General features: G+C 76.5%; 13 protein-coding genes. 2 read left to right on the top strand and 11 right to left on the bottom strand.

The genetic code is table 11. The annotated features are described in order from the left end of the window. Positions 1–2: 2 nt before the first annotated feature. Positions 3–290: a helix-turn-helix domain-containing protein gene (locus ATM99_RS05355; RefSeq protein WP_062101895.1), complete on the bottom strand. Its 288-nt coding sequence runs from the start codon at positions 288–290 to the stop codon at positions 3–5. 113 nt (positions 291–403) lie between these two features. Here ATM99_RS05355 and map point away from each other — a divergent pair, with 113 nt between their 5' ends. Continuing rightward, a complete protein-coding gene (gene map, locus ATM99_RS05350; RefSeq protein ID WP_062101894.1) occupies positions 404–1,180 on the top strand; it encodes a type I methionyl aminopeptidase in 777 nt (258 codons plus the stop codon). Between the two features lie 106 nt (positions 1,181–1,286). Here the strand turns inward: map and ATM99_RS05345 are convergent, their stop codons facing one another. From ATM99_RS05345 to ATM99_RS05335, 3 genes are all read right to left on the bottom strand, one after another. Further along, positions 1,287–2,123, bottom strand: coding sequence for an IclR family transcriptional regulator (locus tag ATM99_RS05345; protein WP_062101893.1), 837 nt, complete (start codon positions 2,121–2,123; stop codon positions 1,287–1,289). Between the two features lie 107 nt (positions 2,124–2,230). Beyond that, positions 2,231–2,995 carry a M50 family metallopeptidase gene (locus ATM99_RS05340; RefSeq protein ID WP_062101892.1) on the bottom strand — a complete coding sequence of 255 codons (765 nt, stop codon included), beginning with the start codon at positions 2,993–2,995 and terminating at the stop codon, positions 2,231–2,233. Continuing rightward, the gene (locus ATM99_RS05335) at positions 2,992–3,681 is read right to left on the bottom strand and encodes a DUF2993 domain-containing protein (protein ID WP_062101891.1); all 690 of its coding nucleotides are present in this window, start codon (positions 3,679–3,681) and stop codon (positions 2,992–2,994) included. The genes ATM99_RS05340 and ATM99_RS05335 overlap by 4 nt, the downstream gene beginning before the upstream one ends. A 192-nt stretch (positions 3,682–3,873) precedes the next feature. Between ATM99_RS05335 and ATM99_RS05330 the strand changes: the two genes are divergently transcribed. Then, positions 3,874–4,290 (top strand): hypothetical protein, encoded by a 417-nt coding sequence (locus tag ATM99_RS05330; protein WP_062101890.1) that lies wholly within the window; start codon positions 3,874–3,876, stop codon positions 4,288–4,290. 190 nt (positions 4,291–4,480) lie between these two features. Here ATM99_RS05330 and ATM99_RS05325 read toward each other — a convergent pair whose 3' ends face one another. The 7 genes from ATM99_RS05325 to ATM99_RS05295 all read right to left on the bottom strand — a co-directional run. Continuing rightward, a complete protein-coding gene (locus tag ATM99_RS05325; RefSeq protein ID WP_062101889.1) occupies positions 4,481–7,672 on the bottom strand; it encodes an AAA family ATPase in 3,192 nt (1,063 codons plus the stop codon). After that, positions 7,672–8,844: an exonuclease SbcCD subunit D gene (locus ATM99_RS05320; protein WP_062101888.1), complete on the bottom strand. Its 1,173-nt coding sequence runs from the start codon at positions 8,842–8,844 to the stop codon at positions 7,672–7,674. The genes ATM99_RS05325 and ATM99_RS05320 overlap by 1 nt, the downstream gene beginning before the upstream one ends. A 75-nt stretch (positions 8,845–8,919) precedes the next feature. Next, positions 8,920–9,288 (bottom strand): STAS domain-containing protein, encoded by a 369-nt coding sequence (locus tag ATM99_RS05315; RefSeq protein WP_082659305.1) that lies wholly within the window; start codon positions 9,286–9,288, stop codon positions 8,920–8,922. 225 nt (positions 9,289–9,513) lie between these two features. Further along, the gene (locus ATM99_RS05310) at positions 9,514–10,026 is read right to left on the bottom strand and encodes an aminoacyl-tRNA deacylase (protein WP_062101887.1); all 513 of its coding nucleotides are present in this window, start codon (positions 10,024–10,026) and stop codon (positions 9,514–9,516) included. A gap of 88 nt (positions 10,027–10,114) precedes the next feature. After that, a complete protein-coding gene (locus tag ATM99_RS05305) occupies positions 10,115–10,624 on the bottom strand; it encodes a hypothetical protein (RefSeq protein ID WP_062101886.1) in 510 nt (169 codons plus the stop codon). A gap of 129 nt (positions 10,625–10,753) precedes the next feature. Then, positions 10,754–11,389, bottom strand: coding sequence for a hypothetical protein (locus tag ATM99_RS05300; protein ID WP_062101885.1), 636 nt, complete (start codon positions 11,387–11,389; stop codon positions 10,754–10,756). Between the two features lie 254 nt (positions 11,390–11,643). After that, positions 11,644–12,087: DUF6318 family protein (locus tag ATM99_RS05295; protein ID WP_223304812.1), on the bottom strand; the 444-nt coding region annotated here is incomplete at its 5' end.

Below are 12,087 nucleotides of genomic sequence, written 5' to 3'. Positions count from 1 at the left end.
GCTCAGGACGCCAGGCGCTCCCGGGTGCTGCGCGGGGCGACGTCGACCGGTTCGCTGATCTGCACCCACAGGTCGTCGAGCGAGAGGCCGAGCACGGCGGCGAGCGCGGCGATCGTCGGGAAGGACGGCGTCGCGACACGACCGGACTCGATCTTGCGCAACGTCTCGGGCGAGAGGCCCGCGTCGAGCGCGGTCTCGAGGATGGTGCGGGCGCCGCGGGCACGACGCAGGAGAGCGCCGAGGCGCTTCCCGCGCTCGACCTCGGCGGGCGTGAGCGGCAGGCGGACCATGGGCCGATGATAGTACCGGTACTTTCGTGCCGGTATTGTTATCGGCACGACGCTCTCGTCGCGCTCGACCGCGGCGACCGCCCCACCACGCTCCTCCCGCGAAGGACCCCCGCATGATCGAGATCCTGTCCCCGTCCGAGCTGGTCCGCGCCCGCGTGACCGGCCGGCTCGTCGCCGACATCCTGGCCGAGCTGCGACGCCGGACCCGGGCCGGCACCAACCTGCTCGACATCGACGCGTGGACCGCGCAGATGATCCGCGACGCCGGTGCGCAGTCCTGCTACGTCGACTATGCGCCGTCGTTCGGCCGCGGGCCGTTCGGGCACTACGTCTGCACGTCGGTCGGCGACGCCGTGCTGCACGGCCTGCCGCACGACCGCGTGCTCGCCGACGGCGACCTGCTGACCCTCGACCTCGCGGTGATGAAGGACGGCATCGCCGCCGACGCCGCGATCAGCTTCGTCGTCGGGGAGCGGCCGTCGCCGCAGGCCGACGCGCTCATCGACGCGACCCGGACGGCGCTCGCGGCGGGGATCGCCGCGGTCCGGCCCGGCGCGCGCATCGGCGACCTGTCCCACGCGATCGGCACCGTGCTCACCGGGGCCGGGTTCCCCGTCAACACCGAGTTCGGCGGTCACGGCATCGGCTCGACGATGCACCAGGACCCGCACGTGCCCAACACCGGGCGCCCCGGCCGCGGCTACACCCTGCGCCCCGGCCTGCTGCTCGCGCTCGAGCCGTGGGTCATGGCCGACACCGACGAGCTCGTCACCGACGCCGACGGGTGGACGCTGCGCAGCGCGACAGGCTGCCTCACTGCGCACACCGAGCACACCGTCGCCGTCACCGAGGACGGGGTCGAGATCCTCACGCTGCCGACCTCGGCCTGACCGCCGGGTCCACGGCAGCCGGGCGATCGCGCCCGGGCCGCCCCGGCGGTCCGGGCGCACGTCCGTCAGGTGCGGGACCGTCGCACGTGCCGACCGCCGACGGGTGTCAGGCGCCCCGGCGCGCGTGGATGTCGACGCCGGGCCCCGCGACGCCGCCCAGGTGACGCGTGACGGTCCGGGCCGCGTGGACGACCGCGCGCGCGTGCTCCTGCACGGCCGCGGCCGGCATGCGCGAGGCGGGTGCCACGACCGCGAGCGCACCGACGACGTCGCCCGTGTGGTCGAGCACGGGCGCGGCGACGGCACGCAGGTCCGGGTCGAGCTCGCGGTCGTCGACCGCGAAGCCACGGCGGCGGGTGCGCATCAGCTCGGCGCGCAGCTCGCCCGGGTCGGTGATCGAGCGCGGTGTCGCCGCGGGCAGGCCGGCCGCGACCGCGCGGTCGACGAGCGACGGCGCCGCGAACGACAGGATCGCCTTGCCGCTGGCCGAGCAGTGCATCGGCACGCTCGCGGGAACACGGCCCGTGGCACGGCCCGCCGCGCCGGGGGCGGCACGCCGCCCCGCGACCCGCACCTGCAGCCCGTCGGGCACGGAGAGCAGCGACGTGCAGCCGCTCGTGCGCGCCAGGTCGTCGAGCGGGCCGGCGGCGACCGTCTCGACGTCGAGGCTCGCGAGGTAGGCGTGCCCCAGGCGCAGCGCGCCCGGCCCGAGCCGGAACCGGCTGGTGCTCGCGTCGCGGCGCAGCAGCTCGGCCTCGAGCAGCGGCGCCGCCAGACGCAGCACGGTGGACTTGTGGACGTCGAGGCGGCGGCCGATCTCGGCGGCCGTCAGACCGGCCGGGTCGGAGTCCTGCGCGCACACCTCGAGGAGGGCGAGCGCACGCCGCAGCGAGAGCGACTCGTTGCGCGCCGGGCGGGCCTCGTCGTCCGGTGTTGTGCTCACCGCATCACTGTCCCAGACCTGGACGCTCGTCCCGTAGGACGTCGGCCTGGTGTCGCCCCGTGCACACCGACGCGCACCCACGTCCCACCGACGGGTGACGCCGCAGGTCAGGACGCCGGCCAGGCCGCGAGGAGCCACGCCCCGCCGGCGGCGAGGGCGGCGACGCACACGAGCAGCAGGACCGCCACCCAGACGACGGCCGGCAGGTGGGTCAGCCCCGCGAGCAGACCCGCGTCGGACGTGTCCCGGCCACCGCGCCGTGCGAGGCGGCCGCGCTGGGCCTGCATCTCGAGGACGGCGCGTGGCGCACCGAGCAGCAGGAACCACGTCAGGCCCGCCGCGACGACGGTCTGCACGCCCGCGGGCGCCCACCCCGTGACGCCGACGAGCACGGCTCCGCTGACCAGCACCGCCCACAGCCCGTACCAGTTGCGGATCTGCAGCAGCACCAGCACGACGACGACCAGCAGCAGCCACAGCACGCCCAGCGCGTACCCGCGGGACAGCAGCCACGCGGCGGCGACGCCCAGCACCGCCGGGCCCGGGTAGCCCGCCGCGACGGTCGCGACCATGCCCGGCCCGCGGGGCTTGCCGCGCGAGACCGTCAGGCCCGAGGTGTCCGAGTGCACGCGGATCCCCGACAGCCGACGGCCCACGAGGACCGCGACGCCCGCGTGCGCGGCCTCGTGGACGATCGTCAGACCGTGCCGCAGCAGGTGCCAGACGCCCGGCACGAGCAGCGCGACCAGGACGACCGCCCCCACGACGAGCACGGTGGTCCGGTCGGGTGCCGGCTGCGCGGTGGTCACGCGGTGCCACAGGTCGACGACGCCCGTGACGTCGGGCGCGGCCGCCAGCGGTGCGCGCGTCATCGGGTCTGCTCCAGCACGACGTCGGTGCCGCCGAGCACGACCCGGACGCCGTCGTGCACGACGTCGACGCCCTCCAGCCGCACACCCTCGGGCAATCCGCCGAGGGGGATCTCGAACCCGCTCAGCCGGTCGGAGATCGCGTCGGGCAGCCGGTCGACCTGCAACGCACCGACGCCGAGGGTCACGTCGCGCAGGTCCACCAGGAGCCGCCCGTCCTCGACGCGCGGCACGAGGCCCGCCGTCAGCGGCGCACCGAGCACGTCGCCCGACGCGCGCAGCACGTCACCGTCCACCGTGACCTCGACGACGACGCCCGCGCGGTCGGCCACCGCACGCTTGATCGACTCGGGCGGCAGCGTGGCCTCGAGCCGGGCGCGCCCGACGCGGTAGGGCGCGTCGAGCGACACGTCGGTGGCGTCGAGGACGACGTCCGTCGCGCGCACGCCCTCGAACGTGACGCCCTGCGCGGTGGCGCCGACGTCGTCGAGCGAGCGGCCGAGCAGCTGGGTCAGGAACGGGAAGCCGTCGATGCGCACGTCGGGCGTCCCGTCGACCCGCAGCTCCTGCGTGACGACCTGCGCCGCGCGGTCCTCCGCCGCGCTGCGCGCGAGGCCGTCGCCGACGTACGCGCCCACGCCCACGAGTCCGAGCGCGACGACGCCCGCGACGACTCCCTTGGCTCCCATCGGCTCCCCGTCCTCGTCCGGGCCGGGCCGTGCGGCGCGGCGCTCCCGGCCCACACCGTAGGCGCCCCGGCGGGGAGCGGCCCGGCCGGATCGGTGCCCGACGGACGTCCGACGGTCTGGACAGCGCAATCCTGTGGCGCACGTCACAGCGGGTGCCTAGGCTTCTGGCAGGGCTTCGACCAAGGACGCGCGATGACCTGGGTTCTGTTCCTGCTGATCTCGGCGGCACCGAGCGCGCTGCTGCTCGCGGCGTGGTCGCTGTACCCGTCGCCGGACGAGCCGCCGCGCTGGCGGACGTGGCTCGCGGCGCGTCTGGAGGCCGTCGCGGTGCGGCTGCGGCCGCCCGCGGCGCCGCCGCAGGACCCGTTCCGGACGCTGCGCGTGCAGCAACGGCTGGGGGCGGTGGCCGACCACGTGCGCCGGCTCGAGGTCGACGTCCACGCGTACGCGCGGGCCGAGCGGATCATCGCGTCGCGGCTCGCGTACGACGCGCTGCTGGCGGAGGCGTGCGACCTCGCGGGGGTCGAGGTCCTGCCCGCCGCGCGGGGCGACGCGCAGGAGCGGTTCCGCGAGGAGGTCGAGCTGACCGCACGGGGCTGGACGTGGTGAGCGGGGCCGGAGGCGGTACGGCGGGACGCGGTACGGCGGGACGCGATGCGGCCGGAGGCGGTGCGGTGGGACACGGTGCGGCCTGACGTGGTGCGGCCCGACCTGGTGCGGCCCGACCTGGTGCGGCCCGACGTGGTGCGGCAGAGTCCGCCGCGACGGGGCACGGCCTGCCGCCGCGACGCGACGGCCCTCAGCCGGCGAGGACGCGCAGCGTGCTGGGCCCCTCGGGGGTGGGGCGGATCTCGATGCGGTCGGCGACGGCCTGCTTGAGCGCCTCGACGTGGGACACGACGCCGACGACGCGCCCGCCGCTGCGCAGCCGCCCGAGCTCGGCCAGCACCTGGTCGAGCACGTGCGGGTCGAGCGCGCCGAACCCCTCGTCGACGAACAGCGTGCCGAGCTCGACGCCGCCGGCCTCCGCGGTGACGACGTCGGCCATGCCCAGCGCGAGGCACAGCGACACGTAGAACGTCTCGCCGCCGGACAGCGTGCGCGGGTCGCGCGCGCGTTCGGTGCGGTGGTCGACGACGCGCATCGAGAGCCCGGTCGTGCGGGTGCGCACGTCCTCCTTCTCGTCGGAGCGCACGAGCTCGTAGCGGCCGTCGGACATCACGGCGAGCCGGTCGTTGGCGGCGGCCACGACGTCCTCGAACCGCCGGCCCAGCACGTAGGTCGCGAGCGACAGGGCGTGCGCGTTGTCGCTGCCGGTGCCCGCGGCGAGGTTGGCCATGCGCGTGACGGGGGCGGCAGCCGCCACGGCGGTGTCGAGCGCGGTGGCGGCGGTGCGCACGCGCGCGGCGGCGTCCGCGGCGGCCGTGGCGCGCGCGGCGGCGACGCGGGCGCTCCCGTCGAGGTCGTCAAGCGCGGCACGGGCCGTGCGCTCGACGCGCTCGGTCGCGGCGAGGTCGACGTCGACCGCCTCGGGCAGGGCGACGAGGTCGGGCTCGGCGAGCGCGGCTGCGACACGTGCCGCCGCGGCCGCGTGCGTGAGGACGCGGTGCTCGAGGTCGGCCAGGACGCCCGGCGTGCACCACGCGTCGTGCACGGCGGCATGGTCGGCGAACCCGTGCTCCGTGACGGCGTCGTCGGCCTGCCCGCGGCGGCGGTGCGCGTCGGCGGCGGCGGCGCGCTCGGCGTCGAGCGCGTCGAGCAGGTCGTCGGCGTGCGCCGCGAGGGCCTCGAGCGCGGCGTGCCGGGCCGCGACGGTCGGGTGGTCGCCGCGCGCCTGCGCGACCTCGGCCTCGTCGCGCGCGAGCGCGTCGCGCTGCGTCTCGAGCGTGAGCTCGGCCGTGCCGAGCTGGGTCCGCACGTCGTCGCGGACCGCCTCGCGGCGGCGCGTCGCGGCGTCGTGCTCCTGCAGCGCGGCGTCGAGCGCGGTCGCCCGCTCGGCCGCCGATGCGGCCTCGGCGACGCGCTGCTCGGCGTCCCGCACGAGCGCGGCGACCGACGCGGGGTCGTGGTCGCCGGTGCGTGCGGCGAGCCCGTCGACCCGCTCGCGGAGCCCGGCCCGCAGCGCACCGGCCTCCGCGACGCGGGCCTCGGCCGCGACGCGGGCCGTCTCGGCGGCGGCCACCTGGTCGGCCGTCACGTGGTCGGCGCCGACGGACGCGGGTGCGGGGTGCTCGACGGACCCGCAGACGGGGCACTCCTCGCCCGGCACCAGCGTTCCGGCGAGCTCGCCCGCGAGGCCGGCGACGCGCGCGGTGCGCAGCGCGGTCTCGGTCTGCATCGCGGCGAGCGCGGCGTCCGCCGCGGTGCGGGCCACGGTCTCGGCGTCGGCGAGCGCGGCGCGCGCGGCGACGAGCCCCTCGACGTCGGTCGCGAGCTGGCGCGCGGCCAGGAGCGCGGCCGTGGCGGCCTCGGCCCCGGCGGCCGTGCTGCGGGCGACGTCCCGCCGCTGCTCGATCTCGGCACGGGCGGCCGGGCGGGCGTCGAGCCACGTGGTCGCCGCGACGACCTCGGCCCGCAGGTCCTCCAGCACGCTCGTGAGGTCGCGCACGGTGCGCCGCTGCGCGACGAGTCCCGCCTCGACCGCGACCGTGCGCCGCAGCGCGGCGGCGGCGTCCGACGCGGTGGTGCGCTCGGTCCGCAGGTGGGCGCGCCAGGCCGTGAGCACGTGCTCGACGTCGGGCCCTGCGCCACCGTCCGGGTCCGCGCCGGCCGCCGACCTGGCGGCGCCCGCGGCCGCGGCACCCTCGACCACGTCGGCCAGGGTGACCAGCACGTCCGTCACGTCGGCCGCCGCGTCTCCCGCGCGCAGCAGGACGGCCGGTGCGGCGTCCGCGGTCGCGACGAGGGACTTCGCGGCGCCCGCGTGCGCGGTGCACGCGTCCTGCCACCCGGTCAGCAGCGGACGCACGGCGGCGGCGGCACGGGCCAGGCCGAGGCGGCGCACGTCCTCGGCGTGCTGCTCGGCGGCGTCCGCGAGCGCGGTGCGCTCGGCGTGCAGCGCGTCGCGGCGGGCCACGAGCGCGGCGAGCCGACGCCCCTCCTCGTGCGCCGCACGGGCGGCCTCCCACGCGGCGCGTGCGGCGTCGGCGCGCGCGGCGACGTCGACCGCGCTCGCACCCAGCCCGCCGACCGTCGCGGTGAGCGCGACCTCGACGTGCTGCGTCACGGGCGACCCGACGACGGCCTCGTCGAGCGCGGCACGGGCGGTCTCCTGCTCGTCGTCGGCCAGGCCGCACGCACCGAGCAGGTGCTCGACCGCGTGGCCCAGACCCGTGCGCGCGGCGTCGACGGTGCGGGCGGCCTCGGCGCGCTGGGCCGCGAGCCGCTGCTGCATCTGCTCGTACACCTGTGTGCCGAAGATCTTCTGGAGCAGCACGCGCCGCTCCTCGCCGGTCGCGCGCAGGAACCGCGCGAACTCGCCCTGCGGCAGCACCACGGTCTGCACGAACTGCGTGCGGTCCAGCCCGACGACCCGCTGCAGCTCGGCGCCGACCTCGTCGAGCCGCGTGCCCAGCAGCTCGCCCACGCCCTCGAGCGCGTCGGGCGCGCCCGCGACGTCGGCGTCGGCCGGCAGGCGCCACGCCTTGACGCTCGCCTGCGCGGTCGTGGTGCCCGTGCCGCGGCGCTTGGCGCGCTGGTACGCGGGTGTGCGACGCACGCGGTAGACGCCCGACGGCACCTCGAACACGAGGTCGACGACGCTCTCGACGTCGTCGGCGGCGTAGGCGGAGCGCAACCGCTCGTCGGAGGCGTCGGAGCCCGCGACCTTGCCGTAGAGCGCGAACACGACCGCGTCGATGAGCGTGGACTTGCCCGACCCCGTGGGGCCCTCCAGCAGGAACAGCCCCGACGCGGCGAGCGCGTCGACGTCGACGGTGTGCCGGCCCGCGAACGGGCCGATCGCCTGGACGGTCAGCGAGCGCAGGTGCATCAGGCGCTCCGCTCGGCGGCGAGGACGTGCTCGTGGGCGTCGCGCAGCACGCGGCGCTCGGCGTCGGTGGGCGCGGCACCCGTCACGTGCGCGACGAAGTCGGCGGCGACCTGGACCGGGTCCGCAGCGGCCGTGACCAGCGCGAGCCGCTCGTGCGCGTCGTCCGGCCGGTCGGGCCGGTGCTGCACGACCAGCGCGTGCGCGAACCGCTGCCGCACGCGGCGGAACAGCTCGGCCGGGCGAGCCACGTCGGTCACGGTGACGCGCACCCAGTCCTCGACGTGCGGCTCGCCGGCGGCGCCCAGCAGGTCCTCGAGCGTGCCGGTGAGGTCCGTGAGGCGGCGCGGCACGGGCGCCGGCACGAGCGTGGTGGTGGGCACGTCGCCCGCCAGGTCGACCAGGACGGTCGACTTGGTCTGATGCTGCTCGGAGAACGAGTACGCGAGCGGCGACCCCGAGTAGCGCAACGTCGTCCCCGCGGGCCCGGTGACCACCTGGGGGCCGTGCAGGTGGCCCAGCGCGACGTAGTCGGCGCCCGCGAACACCTCGGCCGGGACGTGGTCGACGCCCCCGACCCGGATGTCGCGCTCGGACTCGCTCGCGAGCCCGCCGACGACGAACGCGTGCGCGGCCACGACGACCTTCGGCCGCGCACCGCCGACGGCGCGGGAGGCCGCGTCCGCACGCACGCGCGCCATCGCGGCGGTGGTCACGGCCTCGTGCGAGCGCGCCAGCAGCGCACGCGTGCCGTCGTCGGCGACGGGTGCGAGCTCGGCGCGGCACACGTCGGGGTCGAGGTACGGCAGGCCGTAGACCAGGGCGTCACCGACCTGGACCGGCTCGGCGAGCGACGCGACACGCGTGCGCACGCGCACGCGGTCACGCATGAGCGCGGCGCCGAACCCCAGACGCGTCGCGGAGTCGTGGTTGCCGGACGTCACGACGACGGTCGTGTGCTCCGCGAGCCGCGCGAGCGTGTCCGACAGGAGCGTCACGGCCTCGACGGGCGGGATCGCCCGGTCGTACACGTCCCCCGCGACGACCACCGCGTCGACGGACTCGCTGCGCACGACGTCGACCAGGTGGTCGAGGTACGCGGACTGGTGGTCCAGCAGGTCGACCCCGTGCAGGGTCCGGCCCAGGTGCCAGTCCGACGTGTGCAGCAACCGCATGCCGCGAACGTAGCCGAGGCCACCGACACGACCGCGCAGGCCGCCGCGCGGGGCGCTCGACGACGTGGTCCGGGCTCAGGCCTCGTCGGGGATCGCGGCGCCCAGCCCGACCATGTCGAGCACGTCGCGCAGCACGCGGTTCGGGTCACGCAGCGTCAGCGGGATCTGCGCCTCGCTCGCGGCGAGGTGCAGCTGCAGCACGAACGCGACGCCCGAGGAGTCGACGAACGTCGCCTCCGTCGCGTCGACCAGCAGCGGCAGGCCGCTCATCAGGGCCATCCCCATCGACGCCGACGCGGACTCGCGCAGCGACGCGTCGATCTCGCCGACCAGGCAGACCACGGCCCGGTCCTCACGGTGCTCGACGCGGATCGCGTGCTCCGGGGTCATCACCTGCTCCACGGTCGACGGCAAGGGCTCGACGACGCTCGTCAGCTCCGTCATGTGGCGTTCGTGCTCCTCGTGCCTCGGGTCGGTACGTCGTCGTACCGGGGTGCGACGGGCGGATCGACGCTACCTGCGACCTCCGACACCCGCGCGCCGAACGACGACAGGGACCTTCCATCCCTCGCCACAACGCACGGCTCGCCGCACGCGTTCCCGCACCCTACTCCTGCTGGATCGGTCCTTGACCAGGACTTGACCACACGGGTCGTCGGGGGCGTCCGCTCACTCGGCCTCGCTGACCTCCGCGACCGTCGCGCCCAACGCGGCCACGAGGTCGTCGACCGCCAGCTCGATGCCCACGCCGTGACCGCCGCCGCCGATCGACACGCGCCGCCCCGCGGCCCGTGCGTCCACGACCACCGGCCACGTGCGCGTCGTGCCGAACGGCGTGATCGTGCCGCGCTCGAAGCCCGTGACGTCCCTCGCGACGGCCGCGTCGGGCATCGACAGGCGCTTGACGCCCAGCAGGCCGCGCAGCAGCGGCCACGAGATCGTGCGGTCGCCCGGCAGCAGCACGAGCAGGTAGTCGTCGTCGCCGCGCCGCACGACGATCGTCTTGACGAGGTCCGCGGGCGCGATGCCCCGTGCCGCGGCGGCCTCCGCGAGCGAGCCGACGCGCCCGTGCCGCGTGCGGACGTACGCCACCCCCGCGGCGTCGAGCGCCTCCACGACGCGACGCTCGCCCTCGGTGCGCAGCTCGGTGTCGGGGGTCGCGGACGGGGCCGGGTCGTTCATGCGGCCACGGTAGCCCGGCGGTCGTCGCGGCGGCAGGCCGCGTTGCGGGGGCGTCCCCGGTCGGTGACGCGGCCCGACCGCGCGCCCGTCAGGCCAGCAGCGCGACGACGGCCGCGAGCACCATCGCGAGCGGCACCGCGACCGCGAGCACGGGGGCCCACCGCCGCAGAGCCGCACGGCGCGGGGGCGCGGCGGGCACGAGGTCCGCCGCGGCCCGGTCGCTGAAGGCGCTGAGCCAGTCCTGCTCGGGGGTCCAGCGCTGCTCGGGCGCCGGTGACGGCTGCGGGATCCACGCCTCGGCGGGCACCCAGCGCGCACCGGGGAACGAGCGTCGGACGCGGGAGGGCTCGCGGTCGCCCGCCGGGCGGCCCGCGTGCCACGGTCCGTCGTGCTCGCCACGCTCGCCGCGCTCGACCGCGCGGGCGTCGCCCCGGCGACGCGACGCCGCCTCGCCGGTCAGGTCGGGCCACCACGTCACGTCCGGCGGGAGCGGCGCGTCGGCGCCCCGGGCCCGCGTGTCGTTGCGCCACATCGCGGCGTGCGCGTCGCGCGGCTGCTGCGGTCCGGTGGCCGGCGGCGGCCACGAGGGGTCGAGCACGCTGCCTCCGCTCCGTCGTCGGTCGGCCGATCCGGACGAATCGCCCAGCGTCCAGCATGCCGTCCGGACGGGCGACACGCCCCGCGCTTCACCCGAAAGAGCGACCTCGGCGTCGCGGGCCGCGCTCCGTCAGCAGTCCGGGGGTGCGGGACGGTCCGTGCACAGGCCGCTCACCAGGCGCGACGTGCGCTCCTCGACCCGGAACGGCGCGCCGGTCGTCGTGGTCGTGGCCGTCCCGGCGACGTCGGACCACTCGCTCGCCCCGATCGCGCGGTACCGCCCCGACCACGTCGTCGTGAGCGTGATCGCCGCCGTGCCCGGGCGCTCGTACACGTGGTACGTCGTGACGTCGGGCCACGGGCGGCCCGCGTCCCGGGTGACGAGCGGCTCGGAGCCGTCGCCGAAGTCGTACGTGAACAGCGTCGGCCGCGCCTCGACCTCGACCGGGACGCCCAGCAGGTCGGTCGTGAGGACGACGGGCGTCGCGTCGGTCATGACGACCGTCTCGATGTTCACGAGCACCCAGTCACCGGCCGGCTGCGTGCGCAGCACGGGGGCGGGCAGCGCCAGGCGTCGGAAGTCCTCCGCCGTCATGGCCGGCAGCCGGTCCGCCGGGCAGGACCCCAGGTCGAGGCGCTCCCACGGGCTCCACGCCGCGGCGCCCGGTTCGAGGACGGTCCGCCACCAGGGCGGCTCCCATCCCTCGCACGTCGAGGCATAGACGAGCGGGGTGCCGTCGTCGCACAGTCCGTCGACGTCCGGCACGATGCGGGATCCCTCCCAGAACAGGGTGCAGCCGAATGTTTGGACGGAGCGGTATCGGCGCTCAGAGGGTGCCTGCGCCGATCGCGCCTCGTCGATGAGCTGACGCTGCGAGCGCTCCGCGCGCAGATCGATGTTGCGGTCCTGAGCAGCGCCTGCGAACTGGGTCCCACGGCGCCCCGGCGTGGACAGAGACGGAACTGCCGTCGTCGCCACTGTCACACCGAGCACGATCGCCGCCACCATCGTGAATGCCTTCATTCGGAGGCCTCGGCCAGCCCGATCTCGTCGACGACCCATGCCCGGCCACCCCATGACAGCGTCGCCGACATGTCGAACACGAGGCCGCCCTCGTTGGTCTCGAGCACCGACCCGTCATCCCCGAGCAGCCGGATCTCGCCCTCGCGCAGGCGCAGGTCGACGTTGAACCACTCCGCTGGGCGCACCTCGACGACGGACTCGCTCAGCACCTCGGAGGGATCGCGCTCGGTGAGCAGGCCGTCCGCGACCGCCTGCCTCACCTCCGCGATGACGTCGTTGCAGTAGATGCACGCGTCGGAGGACAGCCCCTCCAACGCCGCGGTGTCACCCGTCGCGAAGGCGTAGTCGTACACGTCCAGGAAGTACCGCGTCGCCGCGACGGCCCCGTCCGACGTCGGCTCGCCCATCGCCACCGGCGGCGTGGGTGCGGCGGGACGCGG

The sequence above is a fragment of the Cellulomonas sp. B6 genome (genome assembly GCF_001462455.1).
In the GTDB taxonomy this organism is placed as follows: domain Bacteria; phylum Actinomycetota; class Actinomycetes; order Actinomycetales; family Cellulomonadaceae; genus Cellulomonas.
The sequence above is the reverse complement of the archived record's forward strand: the minus strand, read 5'-3'. Positions and strand labels throughout refer to the sequence as shown.